The 16,049-nt window shown below is 66.5% G+C and carries 12 protein-coding genes and 1 pseudogene; 9 read left to right on the forward strand and 4 right to left on the reverse strand.

Annotated elements, in window-relative coordinates; all coding sequences use genetic code 11:
• Window positions 1-3: 3 nt before the first annotated feature.
• From A5651_RS24030 to A5651_RS24040, 3 genes are read left to right on the forward strand one after another with little or no spacing between them, the layout of a single operon-like run.
• Complete coding sequence (locus tag A5651_RS24030; protein ID WP_066987159.1) at window positions 4-1,257, forward strand: cysteine desulfurase; 1,254 nt, start codon at window positions 4-6, stop codon at window positions 1,255-1,257.
• Between the two features lie 16 nt (window positions 1,258-1,273).
• Window positions 1,274-1,768: a Fe-S cluster assembly sulfur transfer protein SufU gene (sufU, locus tag A5651_RS24035; protein ID WP_369804000.1), complete on the forward strand. Its 495-nt coding sequence runs from the start codon at window positions 1,274-1,276 to the stop codon at window positions 1,766-1,768.
• A complete protein-coding gene (locus tag A5651_RS24040) occupies window positions 1,746-2,093 on the forward strand; it encodes a metal-sulfur cluster assembly factor (RefSeq protein WP_066987165.1) in 348 nt (115 codons plus the stop codon). The genes sufU and A5651_RS24040 overlap by 23 nt, the downstream gene beginning before the upstream one ends.
• A 4-nt stretch (window positions 2,094-2,097) precedes the next feature.
• Here A5651_RS24040 and A5651_RS26485 read toward each other — a convergent pair.
• Window positions 2,098-3,466: pseudogene (locus A5651_RS26485) on the reverse strand (DUF222 domain-containing protein).
• Between the two features lie 91 nt (window positions 3,467-3,557).
• On the opposite strand from A5651_RS26485, the gene A5651_RS24050 reads away from it, so the two are divergent.
• The 6 genes from A5651_RS24050 to A5651_RS24075 all read left to right on the forward strand — a co-directional run bounded on the left by A5651_RS24050 (window position 3,558) and on the right by A5651_RS24075 (window position 10,981).
• A complete protein-coding gene (locus tag A5651_RS24050) occupies window positions 3,558-4,370 on the forward strand; it encodes a class I SAM-dependent methyltransferase (protein WP_082943949.1) in 813 nt (270 codons plus the stop codon).
• An 87-nt stretch (window positions 4,371-4,457) separates the two neighbouring features.
• Complete coding sequence (locus tag A5651_RS24055; protein ID WP_066987303.1) at window positions 4,458-5,789, forward strand: MFS transporter; 1,332 nt, start codon at window positions 4,458-4,460, stop codon at window positions 5,787-5,789.
• 48 nt (window positions 5,790-5,837) lie between these two features.
• Complete coding sequence (locus tag A5651_RS24060) at window positions 5,838-6,395, forward strand: hypothetical protein (protein ID WP_066987171.1); 558 nt, start codon at window positions 5,838-5,840, stop codon at window positions 6,393-6,395.
• 269 nt (window positions 6,396-6,664) lie between these two features.
• Window positions 6,665-9,511: an amino acid adenylation domain-containing protein gene (locus A5651_RS24065; protein WP_231988809.1), complete on the forward strand. Its 2,847-nt coding sequence runs from the start codon at window positions 6,665-6,667 to the stop codon at window positions 9,509-9,511.
• Window positions 9,508-10,794: an NADPH-dependent L-lysine N(6)-monooxygenase MbtG gene (mbtG, locus tag A5651_RS24070; RefSeq protein ID WP_066987177.1), complete on the forward strand. Its 1,287-nt coding sequence runs from the start codon at window positions 9,508-9,510 to the stop codon at window positions 10,792-10,794. The genes A5651_RS24065 and mbtG overlap by 4 nt, the downstream gene beginning before the upstream one ends.
• Window positions 10,775-10,981, forward strand: a complete 207-nt coding sequence (locus A5651_RS24075; protein ID WP_066987181.1) for an MbtH family protein — start codon at window positions 10,775-10,777, stop codon at window positions 10,979-10,981. The genes mbtG and A5651_RS24075 overlap by 20 nt, the downstream gene beginning before the upstream one ends.
• Here the strand turns inward: A5651_RS24075 and nbtC are convergent.
• From nbtC to A5651_RS24090, 3 genes are read right to left on the reverse strand one after another with little or no spacing between them, the layout of a single operon-like run.
• On the reverse strand, window positions 10,978-14,031 hold the full coding sequence (gene nbtC / locus A5651_RS24080; RefSeq protein ID WP_082943950.1) for a nocobactin polyketide synthase NbtC: 3,054 nt from the start codon (window positions 14,029-14,031) through the stop codon (window positions 10,978-10,980). The two genes, A5651_RS24075 and nbtC, sit on opposite strands and share 4 nt — an antisense overlap.
• Complete coding sequence (locus tag A5651_RS24085) at window positions 13,985-15,280, reverse strand: polyketide synthase (protein WP_255361851.1); 1,296 nt, start codon at window positions 15,278-15,280, stop codon at window positions 13,985-13,987. Before A5651_RS24085 ends, nbtC begins: the two co-directional genes overlap by 47 nt.
• Window positions 15,277-16,035, reverse strand: coding sequence for a thioesterase II family protein (locus A5651_RS24090; protein WP_066987184.1), 759 nt, complete (start codon window positions 16,033-16,035; stop codon window positions 15,277-15,279). The genes A5651_RS24085 and A5651_RS24090 overlap by 4 nt, the downstream gene beginning before the upstream one ends.
• Between the last annotated feature and the right edge of the window lie 14 nt (window positions 16,036-16,049).

Below are 16,049 nucleotides of genomic sequence, written 5' to 3' on the forward strand. Positions count from 1 at the left end.
CGTATGACCACCTCGGTGAATCCGCTTGACCTGGACAGGATCCGGGCAGACTTCCCGATCCTGAAGAGGGTCATGCGCGGCGGCAAACAGCTCGCCTACCTCGATTCGGGTGCGACGTCTCAGCGTCCACTGCAGGTGCTCGACGCCGAACGCGACTTCCTGGTCACCTCCAACGGCGCGGTGCACCGCGGCGCGCATCAGCTGATGGAGGAGTCCACCGACGCCTACGAGATGGGCCGCGCCGACATCGCCACCTTCGTCGGAGCCGACGCGACCGAGTTGGTGTTCACCAAGAACGCCACCGAGGCGATCAACCTTGTCGCGTATACGTTGGGGGACAAGCGGTTTGACCGTGCGGTCGGTCCGGGCGACGTCATCGTCACCACCGAGCTGGAACATCACGCCAACCTGGTGCCGTGGCAGGAGTTGGCCCGCCGCACCGGTGCGACCCTGAAGTGGTATTCGGTCGACGCAGATGGGCGGATCGACCTCGATTCGCTCGAGCTGGACACCCACGTCAAGGTCGTGGCGTTTAGCCATCATTCCAATGTCACCGGTGCCGTTGCGCCGGTGGCCCAGCTGGTCGACCGGGCGCAGGCAGTCGGCGCGCTGACCGTTCTCGACGCCTGCCAGTCAGTGCCGCATGAGGCTGTCGACTTCCACGCCCTCGGCGTCGACTATGCCGCGTTCTCAGGACATAAGATGTTGGGCCCCAACGGTATCGGTGTGCTGTACGGACGCCAGGAGCTGTTGGATGCGATGCCGCCGTTCATCACCGGCGGTTCGATGATCGAAACCGTCACGATGGACGAGACAACGTTCGCGCCCGCACCGCAACGGTTCGAGGCCGGCACGCCGATGACGTCGCAGGTCGTCGGACTGGCCGCCGCAGCACGATATCTGGGCGCCATCGGCATGGAGGCGGTCGCAGCACACGAGGCCGACCTGGTTGGAGCCACATTGGAGGGTCTGGCCACCGTGCCTAGTGTCCGGATCGTCGGCCCCACGACCTTGGCGGGTCGCGGCTCGCCGGTCAGCTTCGTCGTGGACGGCATCCACGCACACGACGTCGGTCAGATCCTCGACGACGAAGGCGTTGCGGTCCGCGTGGGACACCATTGCGCGTGGCCGCTGCACCGCAAGTTCGGGATCGCGGCGACGGCTCGCGCCTCGTTCGCCGTGTACAACACGCCCGACGAGGTCGACCGGCTGGTGGCAGGCGTGCAGCGCGCAGTCGAATTCTTCGGCAGGGACTGAGGCGACGTCCGTGAGAATGGAGCAGATGTACCAGGAGGTGATCCTGGACCACTACAAGCATCCGCACCATCGCGGGCTGCGGGAGCCGTTCGGCGCCGAGGTGCACCACGTCAACCCGACATGCGGTGACGAGGTCACGCTGCGGGTCGCGCTGTCCGACGACAGCGAGAAGGTTGTCGACGTGTCCTATGACGGGCAGGGCTGCTCGATCAGCCAGGCCGCGACGTCGGTGCTCGCGGACCTGGTCATCGGTCAGACCGTGGGCGACGCGCTCAAGACCGTCGCGGCATTCAACGAAATGATCTCGTCCCGCGGAAACGTCGAGGGCGATGAGGACGTACTCGGCGACGGAATCGCCTTCGCCGGGGTGGCCAAGTATCCGGCGCGGATCAAATGTGCGCTGCTGGGCTGGACAGCTTTCAAGGCCGCGGTGGCGGAGGCCAGCGCATCAAATGGAGCAGTGGCGCAAGCCAGTGAGGAGACGCCAGATGAGCGACACCGCAGTGCCTAACGAGGAATTCCTCGCCGATCTCGAGGAGGCGATGCGCGACGTCGTCGACCCGGAGCTCGGCATCAACGTCGTCGACCTCGGCCTCGTCTATGACCTGAACGTCGAGGAGGCCGACACCGGCAAGGTGGCCCTGATCGACATGACGTTGACATCGGCGGCCTGCCCGCTGACCGACGTGATCGAGGATCAGTCGCGGCAGGCGCTGGTGGGCGCTGGGCTGGTGAACGAGATCAAGATCAACTGGGTGTGGAATCCGCCGTGGGGGCCGGACAAGATCACCGAAGACGGCCGCGAGCAACTGCGCGCACTCGGTTTCACCGTCTAACTCCTCACGCGGCGTCCGGCTCCGGTTTGGGTCGTTTGGGTCGTCGGTGCAGCCAATTGGTCCTGGGTTGCCGGGTTGGGTCGACGGATTTGGGTGGGTGCCAGACGGTCTGGCCGAGGGTTTGTTCGTCGTAGCGGCGGCGGGCTTGCCATTGTTCATCGCTGGGGCCGGCGGATTGGTTGCCGTCTTGGCAGGTGAGGGTGAGCCGGTCGATGTCGGTGGTGCCGCCGAGTGCCCAGTCGTGGAGATGGTGGACCTCGCAGTAGTAGGCCGATTGATCACAGCCTGGGACGGTGCAGCCGGCGTCGATGGCGTGCAGCACAATGCGTTGGTCGGCTGAGGCCAGCCGCTGGCTGCGGCCGAGAAACAGGGGTCGGCCGCAATTTTCGTCGTAGATGTAGAGGTAGTGGTGGGCGTGGGCCGCCATGGCGATGGCGACTTCCATCGGCACAGTTGATCCGCCGCCGGTGACGGCCAGCCCGGATGCCGTTTCGAGTTGGTCGAGGGTCATGGTGATGATGGCGGTGACCGGGAGGCCGCGGTGCAGGCCGAGTTCGCCGGAGGCCAGCAGGGCACGCATGGCGGCTTTGAGGGCGTCGTGGTTGCGCCGGGCGGTGCTGCGGGTGTCGCCGGCGGCGGCGAGGGGATCAGGGTCACCGTCGACGGCGGGCAACGGGTCGTCGGCGTTGCACATGCCGGGTCGGGCCAATTTGGCCAGCAGGATTTCCAGGTAGGCGCCGGCCTCGGGGTCCAGGCAGAACCGTCCGCGGCGCATGCCATCGGGGTCCTGGGGTCCCAGGACGAGTTCGGCTCGGGCAGCGCGTCGGCGCGCGGGTGACGGGGTCGTCGTGGGTGGCGTCGTGCTCGGCCAGCAGTAGGGCGGCTTGGCGTCGCAGCACTTCGGGTCGTTCGGCGACGGCAATGCCGGTGAGTTCCAGGTCGAAGCGGGCGCGGTCGGCCTCTACTGCGTTGTCGGGCAGTTTGGCGATGGTGTCGCGGATGATGCGTACGTGTTCGGCGCCGATCAACCCGTAGCGTGACGCGGCGGCGGCCTCTAGCAGGGCCGGGTGATCGCCGGCGAGGTCGGCGGCGCAGGCGATTCGGTGACCGGCCTCGGTGGCCGACAAGTGCAGGGAGTTGGCCAGGTGATCGCGCAGCCGTCGGCCGCGGGCCAGGGCGGGATCGCTGCGCAGCCGGTTGATAGCGCCATAGCCCACCGTCGACAGCGTCCGCTGCACCGATTCCACCCCGGCGAGCACTGCATCGGCAGCCTCGGCCGGCGCCTGATCCCACGACAGCTCGGCAAGGCAGGCCACCGCGGCCTGCAGGGCGGCCAGCCTGTCCTGGACATCTCCGACGTCGAGCACCGTCACTCCCAAAGTATCGAACAGGTGTTCTAATACTACGCAGGGACTCTGACAGAACGACAGCGCTGTTCAGGGCCGGTGTGCCACCATCCGTTTCGTGGCCAACGACTATGCCTGGGGAAGTACCGACCGCGAACGCCAACGGCTCGCAAGCCAGGGTGACGCGCTTCGCCCGGCCACGGAACGGATGTTTCGAGCCGCAGGTATCGGACCGGGGATGCGTGTTCTCGACTGCGGGTCAGGTGGAGGTGATGTTTCGATCATCGTTGCCGACCTGGTTACTTCGTCTGGTCGCGTTCTGGGTATCGACCGGGATGCCGCTCAGGTCGAAGCCGCCAACCGCCGCGTCGAGGACCTTGGCCTGACGCACGTCCGATTCGAAATCGCGGACCTCTCGTCCCCGCCCGACGGGCCCTTCGACGCGATCGTCGGCCGGCTGGTGTTGATGTACCAGCTTGACGTCGAGAGCGTGCTGCGTGCGCTCGCCGCCCGCCTCAACTCGGGCGGTGTCATGGCCTTCATGGAGTACGAACACAATCCGACCAATCAGGTGCTCATGTGGCCCCGCAGCCCGTCGGTCGACACGCTCATGGGATGGATGGATGCGGCCTTCGATGTGCTTGGACACCAAGCACATATGGGGACGCGCCTGCCGTCGCTACTGCGATCGATCGGCCTTGAACCGCGACCTCCGCACGAGGTGACGGGTGCGGTGTACACCGGCGAAACCGTATGGCAGCACGAGACGACTTTGGTCGCGAATCTCTCACCATTGCTAGTTGCCCACGGCGTCGCAACCGAAGAAGAGACCGATGTCGACGCGTTCGCCGAAAGGGTCAGGAGTGACCTCGGCCCAGATCCAGTACTGATATCCGGACCGCATCCGGCTGTGTGGGCGCGCAAGCCCTAGCGCCGGGTTCCGACACGCGGTTCTGCTCATGACGCGCGCAAACCTATTCGGCGCCCCGACCGTCGGGGATGGTGGCTCATCGTGGCGATTCCCGAACTCACCTCGAGCGAAGTCGAGCCGGCAGCCCAAACCCGCGGCGCCCGTTTCGATCCGAAGGTCCGCACGGCGCTGCTGGCGAGCCTCGTCGGCACCACCATCGAGTGGTACGACTTCTTCCTCTACGCGACGGCCGCCAGCCTCGTCTTCAGCCATGCCTTCTTTCCCAGTCAGAGTTCGTATGTGGGAACGCTGCTGTCGTTCGCAACCTTTGCCGTCGGCTTCGTCGTTCGGCCGATCGGCGGCTTCGTCTTCGGCCATGTCGGCGACCGGATCGGCCGCAAGAAGACGCTTGCTCTGACGATGTTCCTGATGGGCGGGGCCACCGCGCTGATGGGTCTGCTGCCGACCGCAGCCCAGATCGGCGTGCTCGCCCCGATCCTGCTGCTGGTGCTGCGCATCGTTCAGGGCTTCGCGCTTGGTGGCGAATGGGCCGGGGCCATCCTGCTTGCGGTCGAGCACAGCCCTTCGCGCAGAAGGGGTTTCGCGGGTAGTATCCCGCAGGTTGGCCTTGCCCTCGGGCTTGCGCTGGGTACCGGTGTCTTCGCTCTGCTGCAGATCGCGCTGCCCGAGGACGCCTTCGAGTCCTACGGCTGGCGCATAGCATTCTTGATCAGCATTCTGCTGGTCGTCTTCGGCGTCGTCGTCCGGCTGAAAGCCACCGAGACGCCCGCGTTCGAGAAACTCCAGTCCGACGGCGACAGGGCGGCCGTGCCGCTCAAAGAGGTATTCCGGCCACCGCACTTGCGCGCTACGGTGCTGGGTCTGCTGTCGCGCTGGGGTGAAGGGGCGGCGTTCAACACCTGGGGTGTGTTCGCGATCTCGTATGCCACAGGCACACTGCATCTCGAGCGCGTGCCGGTGCTGACCGCAGTGACGGCGGCGGCGCTGGTGATGGCGGCGCTGCTTCCGGTGTCGGGTCTTTTGGCTGACCGGTTCGGAGCACGTGCGGTGTACGCCAGCGGGATCGCGGCCTACGCGGTGGCGGTGTTTCCGGTCTTTGCCCTGTTCAACACCAAGAACATCTCAGCCTATGCGATCGGAATGCTGTTGGTGTTCGGCGTGATTCACGCATGGTTCTACGGCGCGCAGGGCACGCTGTACGCGTCGCTGTACCCGGCGCGTATCCGCTACACCGGGCTGTCCACCGTGTACCAGCTCTCTGGTGTCTACGCTTCCGGCCTGACCCCGCTGATCCTGACCGCCTTGATCGCCGCGGCGAACAAGGCGCCCTGGCTCGCGTGCAGCTACCTGGTGGCCACCGCGCTGATCAGTGTGGTCGCGACGCTGTTGCTACGGCCAAGGCCTCAACACGAAATCTAATGCGCCGATAACACATCGGCCCGGGGGCGGGCGTCGCACAATCGAGTCATGGTCACGGTGCCCGCGCCGGTGTGGCGATACGGCCCAGCCCTTCGCGGGCTGATTCTCGGCGTCGGCGTCGGCGGGTTCCTGGCCATCCTCGCGTGGCTCGATTCGGGATTTCTGTTGGCCACCGTCATCGTGTTCGTGATGCTGTCAGTGTCCTCCGGCGTGTGGATGTCGCGACGCATGGCGCGGTACTGGCCGAGCGCCGCGAGTCTGAGCGGCAGCGAACGTGAGCGGGTGGTCGCGGCCGCCCGCAACGGGCACGCCGTCGACGATGCCAGGCTGTCACCTGCGCTCGGCGAGTACCGCGACGGCTTGCACACGGCCGCGGAGGAGGCCCGCCCGCTGCGGTGGCTGTTCTGGTTCGTGCTCGTCGTCGCAATTGCCTCGGCGGTATGGGACGCCACCTTCGGTTCGTGGGGTAACACCGTCGCCTCGGCCGTCTACCTGGCGCTGCTGGTGTTGGACATGTTCTGGTGGCCGAGGCGGCAACGGCAGCTGCTCGCCAACGCCGACCGCGCGGTGGAGATCTCGCGCGATCGGGAACCCGAAGGTAAGTGAGAATCCAACCATGAGCGCAAACATCGAAGTTGTTGTGCCGCAGCGCAGCCGGCCGACTGCTGTGAAGGGCTCCTGCCGTATCTCGAGTCGAAGACGGTGTTGCTCGACGCCGCGCCGTAATCGGATCATCCGCGCAGACGATCCTAGGTAGGGCATGTCCGCTGCGGCGATGTGCGGTAACCTCTGCAAGTTAGGGCAGCCTGAGCTAACAACCCCGGCTTAGTATGCCGCTGAACTGCGTGGACGACACCGGAAGGCTGACTTCGGACTTGACTGAGACTGCGCGCCGCCTCGAATCGCCGTCGATCGCGGTGATGCCCGCGACGGACCGGCAGCGCCGGGTCTGGCTGGTCCAGTCGTTCGACCCGGACAGCCCCATGTACAACACGTCGGCGTCCTTCCGGCTGCGCGGCGATGTGAACGGCCACCGGCTGCAAGACGCGCTGGCTGCCGTGGCGGAACGCCATGAGATCCTGCGCACCACCTATCAGGTGGATCTGGCCGGCACGCTTCAACAACATGTGCGCGCGGACCTGCTGCCCACATATTCGCAGCACGACCTGACCGATCTTGCTGACCAGGCATCCAGGCTGCGCGTGGAAGTGCTCGCACAGCGGGAGTTCGGCACCCCGTTCGAGCTGGCGGTCGAAGCACCGCTGCGCCTGACGCTGATCCGGGTGGGCCGCGACGAGCACGTGCTGCTTGTCGCCGCACACCAGATTGCCTGGGACGATGCGTCGACGCATGTCTTCCTCGCCGACCTCACGGCGGCCTACGAGGATCCCTGCCGATACGCAGAACGTCCCTTAAGGCCGCTCACCGAATTGCATCAGGCACCTGCCCGTGACCCGGCAGCAGACCGGCGGTATTGGCAGACGGTGCTGCCCGACCTGCCCGAGCCGCTGGAATTGCCGGGGCCCAACGGTTCTGCCGTATCGAGCACCCTGCGGGCGGACCTGTGCAGCAGGCACGTTCCGGCAGACCTCGTCCGCGGCATCAACCATCTCGCCGAGGAGACCGGCTCTACCCCCTTCGCGGTCATGGCTGCGGCCCTGTCGGCGCTCATCGCCCGATACACCCAGACCGACGATTTCCTGATCGCGCTGCCCGCACTGGACCGATCCGGCGAAAACGAAGCGGGCATCGGCTACCTCGGGCACAAGGCGATGCTGCGCGCCCGGGTCGATGCTCAGATGACGTTCCGAAAGCTGGCGGCGCAAACACACCACGCCATCGACGGCGCCCTGGCCCATACCGGGGACTCACTTGACCAGTTGATCCGCGAGATCGCCCTCGACGGATTGCACGGCGGCGCAGACCGGTTGGCACGGTTGAGTTTTGCGGCCCGCGCCCAGGGCAGTTACGGGTTCACGCCGCGTGGCGTGAGATGTGAGCGCACCACGCTGCGCGCGCACGTTGCGCACCTACCCCTGGTGCTGACGGTCGAGTTCACCGCCGACGACGCCGTCATCCACGCGCAATATCAGGTGGACGTACTCGATGGGCAGCTGGTGACGCGGCTACTGGCCCACCTCGAGCAGCTCCTCAACAGTGCTGTGTGCGAACCGGATACATCCGTCCACAAGCTCGACATGCTCGGCTCAGACTGGTCGTGGCTCCAGCGGGTGGCCGCCGGCGACGCGCACCGCCGGGCGCCGACCACGCTCACCGCCCTCGTCGAGCGGCAAGCCAACGCCAGTCCTGATTCTGTCGCAGTGACCTACGAAAGCCGGCATTACACCTATCAACAAATCAATGAGCAAGCGAATCGGTTGGCGCACTGGCTGATTCACCAGGAAATCGGTGCCGAAGACCTGGTGGCGGTGCTCCTGCCGCGATCACCCGAGCTTGTAGTGACAGCGCTCGGGATCGCCAAGGCCGGGGCGGCGTATCTGCCTATCGACCCCGACTATCCGGCCGAGAAGATCGACTTCATCCTTGCCGACTCCTCGCCACGGCTGACCCTGCGTCAACCCGTGGGCGGGCTCGATGAGTTCCCCGACGTCGACCCGACAGACGACGACCGGATGCACCCGCTGCTGCCCGACCACCTCGCCTACGTCATCTATACCTCGGGTTCGACGGGGAGACCCAAAGGCGTTGCGGTGTCCCATGCCCCGGTGATCGACTACCTGGCTTGGTACGGCGCGGATTACCAGCGCAACACCCGCGAATCGGTCCTGCAGCTGGCCTCGACGAGCTTCGACGCGTCTATCGAAGAGATCTTCGGCACACTCGGCAACGGCGCGCGGCTGGTCATTCCGCGCCCCGACAGGCTCCGCGACGTTGGATACCTGACCAGCGTCCTCGAGCGCGAAGCCATTACGGCCGTGCATCTCGTACCCTCGTTGCTCGGTCTCTTTTTGTCCTTGCCGGGCGCATCGAAATGGCGCACGCTGCGTCGCATTCCGATCGGCGGCGAGGCGCTGCCCGGCGGATTGGCCGACAGGTTCCGCGCGACCTTCGACGCACCACTGCACAACTTCTACGGGCCCACCGAAACCACGATCGCGGCGACTCGCTACCGGGTGACGACCAAGCAGGGCAACCGCGTCGTGCCGATCGGCCGTCCCAAGGTGAACACCACCGTGCATCTTCTCGACAACATGCTGCAGCCGGTGCCCGTCGGCGCCATCGGTGAGATCTACATCGGTGGAACGGCTTTGGCGCGCGGATACCACCTCCGACCGGGATCGACGGCCGAGCGTTTCGTCGCCGACCCGTATCGTGCCGGCGGCAGGATGTACCGGACGGGTGATCTGGCCCGCCGCAACGGCGACGGTGATCTCGAGTTCGTCGGCCGCGCCGACGAGCAGGTGAAGGTGAACGGGCACCGAATCGAGCTCGGCGAGATTGCCGCCGCGACCACCGTCGACCCGAGCGTGGGCCAATGTGTGGTGATGGCGCACGACCTGCCGGGGTCAGGACGGAGCCTGGTGGCTTACCTGACACCATCGGCCGACTGCGACACCGTGGACGTCAACCGGGTGCGCGCGCGCGTCAGCGCCGCCCTGCCCGTCCACATGCAGCCCACAGACTACGTCGTGCTGCAGAAGATTCCGATCACCACCCACGGCAAGGTCGACCGCGACGCGTTGCGCGCGGGCCGCCGATGAGCGGCACACTGGCGATTGTCGGCGCGGGCGCCAAGGCGGTAGCGATCGCGGCCAAGGCCGTGGTCCTGCGTCAGATGGGTTTCGAGGTGAGCGACGTGGTCGCCATCGAGCGCAGCGGCGTGGCCGCCAACTGGCAGGCCGGTGGCGGTTGGACAGACGGCAGGCAACGCCTGGGCACCAATCCCGAGAAGGACGTCGGCTTCCCGTACCGGTCCACCTTGGTGCCCGGCCGCAACAGCGAACTCGATGAGCGGATGCTGCGCTACAGCTGGCAGTCGTTCCTCGTAGCCACAGGAGAATTCGCGGGGTGGATCGACAGAGGACGACCGGCACCCACCCACGAGACCTGGGCCGGCTATTTGCGCTGGGTCGCCGATGCGGTGGGAATGACGATCATCCGCGGCGACGTGATCGGGATGTCGGTCCAGGGCTCGCACTGGGTTCTGCACACCCGCGACTCGACCGTATCCGCCGAATCGGTGTTGATCAGCGGACCCGGGCAGCCAGGCCATTCCATCCTCCCCGGCGACCCGCGCGTGTTGTCGATCGCGCAGTTCTGGCAGCGAGCGGCGGGCCACGAGCGGATCGTGGCGCCGCGTGTTGCGGTGATCGGGGGCGGGGAGTCCGCGGCGTCGATCCTCAATGAGGTTTTCCACCACAGGTTTTCGGCGATCACGGTTATCTCACCGCAGGCCACGCTGTTCACCCGCGGGGAGGGCTTCTTCGAGAACACCATGTTCTCCGATCCCGCCGAATGGCACAGCCTTACCAGCGCCGAACGACGAGATGCCATTTCCCGCACCGACCGCGGCGTGTTCTCGGCGCGCGTTCAGGAATCGCTGCTCGCCGATGACAGGATCAGGCACCTGAGAGGTCGCGTCGCACATGCCGTCGACTACAACGGCCAGATCCGTATCACGTTGCAGACTGACAGCTACGGCGAGCGCGCCGAAACCGTCCACGGTTTCGATCTGGTGATCGACGGCTCCGGCGCGGACTCACTGTGGTTCACCTCGCTTCTGCGCCAGGACGCACTCGATCTCCTGGAGCTGGGCCTGGGCGGCCCGGTCACCAGAGAGCGACTCGAGGGGTCGATCGCACACGATTTATCAGTTACCGGGGTGACACCGAAGCTTTTCCTGCCGAATCTGGCCGGCCTCAATGAGGGCCCCGGCTTCCCGAACCTGAGCTGTTTGGGGCGTATGTCCGAACGCGTGCTGGGCGCGGACGCGGGCGCTGCCGAAACCCCGACGAAGAGAAGCGATGAGTATCAACCCATTTGACGACGGCGGCACGTTCTGCGTCCTGGTCAACGACGAGGAACGACTGTGGCCGACATTTAGACCCATGCCCGACGGTTGGCGGGTCGCCTTCGGCGCGGACACCCGCGGTAGCTGCTTGGAGTTCGTCGAGCAGAGCTGGACCGACATGCGGCCGAGGAGCCCTCGCGAGGCGATGGTCGACGGCTAGCTCGCGCCCAGTCGGGCCAGCACTTTTTCGATGGAGGCTCCGCCGAGTAGATCCGCCACCTCGAGATCGTGGTCGAACTCGACCTTGACCCGACGGCGGACCTCCAACGCCTGCAACGAATCGAGACCGATCGCCACCATCGGAACGGTCTTGTCTATCGCTTCCACCCCGTCGACGCCGATGGTCTCGGCGAGCAGCTTCAGAAACCGTTTGGACAGTTCGGCATCGTCACCGGCAGCCGGGAGCTCGGCCGCGGGCCGTGACTCCAACTGCGCCAGCAATTCGCCTCGGCCGCACGTTTCGAGCACTGAGCGGGCGCGGTCTGAGTCGAACGCCGCGACGATGGCATTGCGTCGCAGCGGATTCATCCCGACGGCCAGCGCGTCGGCCGGACGCATCGGGATGACGCCGAGATTGGCCAACATGGCGGCAGCGGACCCGTCCTCGTCGGCATGGACGTTCCAATGCCCCCACTGCAGCGAAATACAGTTCACACCCTCGGATTGCAGCGACAGGGCCAGCGCGTCCAGCATCCGGTTTGATGCGGCATAGAGGATCATGCCGCGGCCGCCGACGGTGGCCGAAATCGACGAGCACAGCAGCACCCGGCCGTCACGGGTGCGCGGAAACACCTCGAGCAGGCGCGAGATGCCGACCACCTTGCCCTGAAGCGCCGCATCAACGGCGGCGGAGGTGATGTCCTCGAGCTCGACGCCCGAATAGTCCACAGCGGCATGGATGATCAGATCCGCGGGATCGTCACGGTGCAGCTCTGCCAGCGTCGAGACCGCGTCCGCGTCCGTGATGTCGCATCTGTCCACCCGGATCTGCGCCTTTGTGGCAGACCGGATGCGCCGCAGTCGATCAGCAACCGCGACGGTTTTTCCCGATCTGTTCACCAACGTGATCCGCCCGGCGCCGCGGCGGGCGAAGTGCTCGCAGAACTCCAGGCCGAGGTGTCCGGCGCCGCCGACGATGAGGACGTGCGCCGGTAACGTCGTGTCCGGATCGACAATCGTGGCGTCGGGCGCGACGACTCTCTTGGCGTACAGTCCGCCATCGCGCAGGGCGAGCTCCGACTCCTCCCGGGTATGCACCGCCGACACGATCGCCGCACCCGCGTCTGCGGCGCCCAACCCCCCGGGCAGGTCAAGGTGGCGGAAACGCACGCCGGGATGTTGTGCGCCGAGACTGCGGAAGCCTGCGCTGGCCGCTGCGTGCACGAGGTTCGGCGGCGGGTCTGCCGCGAGGACCGCCTCACCGCCCACCGTCACCAGCCAGCATGCGCTCACCGTGTCGCTGATTCCGCGCCACCAGGTGTGTTCACCGAAGAACGTCGTCACCTCGGCCGCGGCCCTCGCGACGTCGCGTTGCGACGACGGCGGAAGAAGGACGACGTAAGTGTCCAGGTCGGCGCTCACGTGATCGATCAGCGCAGCGGTCGCACCGGTTTGGGTCGCCGCGTCTACGACCGCCGCGACGAGCTCGGCGCAGGCTCCGGTGTGATCGACGATCCCGATCGAACGCGGAGGGACAAGTGTGCGGCGCGACAACCGAACCCAGTCTTCGACGAGCAGCCGCGCAGGTGTCGGTTTGGCCGTCGGCTGCTGTGGCACCGGCGGCGCTGTGGTGACGGTGGCATAGGGCTGCCACAGGTGGACCCGAGCCATGGGCGCATTGGGAAAGTCCATCAGCGGCAGGGCAGTCCGGCCATCGGGTTCGGCGCGCAAACAGTCCCACGGGTAGTCCGCATGGTGCACCGCCAGGGTCGCCAGGTTGCGCGTCAGCACTCCGAGGTCGGCGGCCGCCCGGTCGGAGGTACCCACCACCAACGCCGGTTGCTCGCACTCGACACCGCGGAGGTTCTCGTGGATTGCAAGCTGAAGCGTCGGGTGTTCGGCGAGTTCGACGAACGTGTTGACCCCCAGCGCCGTCGCGGCGGCGATCGCCTTGTCGAAGCGGACGACGTTGCGCAGGTTCAGAAACCAGTACTCGTCGGCGGGCATGTCGATGGGAACCGGGCCACCGAGCGTGGCGCCGATGCAGTCGACATCGGTGTCGAGGAACGTCGAATTCTTCAGTCGGTACGCAACGGCCGCACGCAGCTCGTCGGCGAGCCCGTTCATCATGCTGGTGTGGGCGGGGTAGGAAACGCCGATCACGCGCGCGAACACGGCTCGTTCGGCTACCTCGTCGACGATCGCCTGCACAGTGGCGCGATCACCCGAAATACCGTTGATACCAGTGGAATTCACCACAGACAGCTCGGCCCAGCCGCAGCGGCGCGCGAGCAGGTCGTCGCACGTGTCGCGGTCGGCCGCGATGACGGCCATCGCATAGTCGCCAGAGGCGACCTCGTCGGCGGCGCGGGCGCGGCTCCCGACGACGAGTGTGGCGTCGGCAAGCGATACCGCACCGCAGACGTAGGCCGCCGCGATCTCACCCTGGCTGTGGCCGACGGTGACATGCGGGCTGAGGCCAAACGATCGCCACATCGCGGCGAGCGCGGCCATCTGCGTAAACAAGGCCGGCTGGACGGTACATGCGCCGTTGCCCGGAACATTGTCATCGAGAAGGTATTTCAGCGGCGATTCACCGAAGTGGTGCTCGAACGCCTCCGCGCAGCGGTCGACTTCGGCACGGTATGCGGGCACCGATTCGTAGAAGAGCCGGCCCATACCCGGCCGTTGGCTGCCTTGGCCGGGAAACACCAACCCGACGCGGCGCGCCGTGGCCGGCGTATTCGTTCGGACCACCAAAGGGTGTTCACGGCCATCGGCGACGGCCCGCAGCGCGCTGCTGAGATCGTCTGCGCCTGCAACCATCGCCAGCGCACGATACCGGCGCGCGACACGGACGCGGAAGATCATGTCGGCGATCCGGTCGGGCGCCACTTCGGGATGTTCCTGCACGTAACCGAAAACTGCTGCCGCATCGGCGGAAACCAACTCGGGGGTATCACCCGACAACAGGATGGGAACGGTGCCGTCGGGCAGGCGGTGACTAGGCAACGGAGTGCGCCTCCGGCATCGCGATGACGGCGTGTGCATTGGCGCCACCCGCGCCGAACGACGACACGGCGCCGTACCGGACACCGTCGTTCGGTTCCCACGGGTGCAGCTTGGTGGCCAGCCGCAGATCGGTATTGTCCCAGCCCACCTTCGTCGTGGGATTGTCGGCGAACAACGTCGGCGGAATCTGGCCGTGCTGGCCCGCGAGCAGCACCTTGATGAGCCCGAGGATGCCCGAAGCCGCCTGCGCGTGACCGAGATTCGACTTCAGCGATCCGACCAATGCCCGGCACCCCGCCGCGCCGTAGGTCGACATGAGCGCGTTCAGTTCCACCGGATCGCCGGCAGGTGTCGCGGTGCCGTGGCCTTCGATCATTCCGACATCGGCAGGCTCGATGTCCACCGCGTCTAAGGTCTTGCGAACGAGGTCAGCCTGCGCACGCGTGCGGGGGACCAGGATGGGCCTGCCCTTTCCGTTGTGGTTGGTGCGGATGCCGAGAATGCGGCCGAAGACGCGGTGTCCCAACTGCCGTGCCCGCGATTCGCGTTCGACGACGACCATGCCGGCGCCTTCACCCCAGACGGTGCCCGTGGCGTCGTCGGAGTACGCGCGGCAATGCCCGTCGTCGGACAACGCGTGGATGCGGGCGAATTCGTAGAACGCGGCGGGTGAACCCATGACGCAGACGCCGCCGGCGATCGCCCACTCGCATTCGTCGTCGCGCACCGCGTTGGCCGCCATCTGCAGAGCGGTCAACGAGGAGGCGCACGCGGTGTCTACTGCGATCGACGGGCCGATCAAGCCGAGGCCGTGCGAGATGCGGGCGGCCCCACCGAGCTGCCCCATGGCGACGAGGCGGTGCCCGCTGGTTTCGTCGACCGTGGCCACCCGCGGGCCGTACTCCGTCATCGACATCCCGATGTAGCAGCCGACCTCGCTACCGGCCAACGCGCCGGGGTTGACACCGGCGTTCTCCAGCGCCATCCAGGCCACTCGCATGGCCACGCGTTGCTGGGGATGCATGGCGACGGCTTCGCGGTGCGTGATTCCGAAGAAGACAGGGTCGAATGTGGCTGCGTCGCTGAGGAATCCACCCGCATCGCACACGTGGCCCCACCCGTCGAGCCGGTCGACCGACAGCAGATCATCGACCGGCCAGCCGCGGTCACGGGGGAAAGCTCCGATCAATTCCCGGGACTCGGTCAGCGCCGTCCACAGCGCGGCGGGGGTGTCGATGCCGCCGGGCGCCTCCACCGCCATCCCCGAGATGACGATGGGGTCGCTCACGCCGTCTGCTCGCAGTCCACGGACGAAGACAGCAGCGCTGCGACCGATTGGATGTGCGTATCTAAGAAGAAGTGCCCGCCGTCGAACATCGATACCTCGATGACGTCGGTGTGCTTGCGCCAGCCGTACAGATCACCCAGCGTCACGATCGGATCCTGGTCGCCGCCAAGCGCGTGAATTGGCGCTGCCACTTTGACATCCTCGCCGCGCTCGTAGGCATCGCAGGCCCGGTAGTCAGCCTTGATCACCGGCAGCGCCAGCCGCATCAGATCGCGGTTGCCGAATACGTCGGATGTGGTGCCCTCGAGCGCGCCGAGGTGGTGGAGGATGTCCTCGTCTGCGGTCGGATGGGGTGGTTTGGCGGCGGCGTGGCATGGCGCGACCGCGGCGGAGACGGTGAGCCTGCGAACCGCGACGTTGTGCGCTTCGGCGACGCGGACGAACTCGAACGCCACCCAGCCGCCCATGCTGTGGCCGAAGGTGGCGATCGGGCTGCCGCGGTGGTATTCCGACGCGGCGAACTCGGCGAATGCACCTTCGGCAATCTCGGTCAGCGACGACAGCGGTGGTTCCGTGGCGCGGTCCTGCCGCCCCGGGTACTGCAACACCAGGACCTCGAAGCTCTTGCTGAGTTCCTTCGAGAACTCGCGGTACGCCGACGCGCCCGCACCCGCGTGCGGGAAGACCAGCAGAGGGGGACTATCCGGGTCTTCGGGCTTGTGGAATTGCCGGATCCATCCCAGGTTGCGCGGCATGCAGTGTCACCTCT

Origin of the sequence: Mycobacterium sp. 1274761.0 (genome assembly GCF_001668615.1) — a bacterium.
GTDB lineage: Bacteria > Actinomycetota > Actinomycetes > Mycobacteriales > Mycobacteriaceae > Mycobacterium.